Here is a 304-nt window from a genome sequence, read left to right as displayed (position 1 = left end):
TGCATACGAGATTGTCTTCCAGATGATAGAGGAACGAGCCGCCGCCGGTCTTGAAACCCAGCGGCCAGCCGAAGGAGTGCTGCACGAGGCCTTGCCTGTGGTGTTCCGGCTTGACCTGCCAGAGTTCCTTGATGCCGATGCCGAATTTCTGCGGCTCGCGATCCTTCGACAGGTCGTACTTTGCGATCAACTGCTTGGCGAGCGAACCGCGCACGCCTTCTCCAACAAGCACATATTTGCCGTGCAGCTCCATGCCGCGGGTGAAGGCAGGGCCGGGCTCGCCGTTCTTTTCGATGCCCATATC

At 59.5% G+C, this 304-nt stretch carries 1 protein-coding gene; it reads right to left on the bottom strand.

What is annotated here, in order from left to right; translation table 11 throughout:
• The coding region (locus BK660_RS30520) for an NAD(P)/FAD-dependent oxidoreductase (protein ID WP_404942969.1) at nucleotides 1-304 on the bottom strand (304 nt) is incomplete at both ends.

It is taken from the genome of Pseudomonas brassicacearum, from assembly GCF_003732265.1.
Lineage (GTDB): Bacteria > Pseudomonadota > Gammaproteobacteria > Pseudomonadales > Pseudomonadaceae > Aquipseudomonas > Aquipseudomonas brassicacearum_D.
This window is presented reverse-complemented; position numbering and strand designations above follow the sequence as displayed.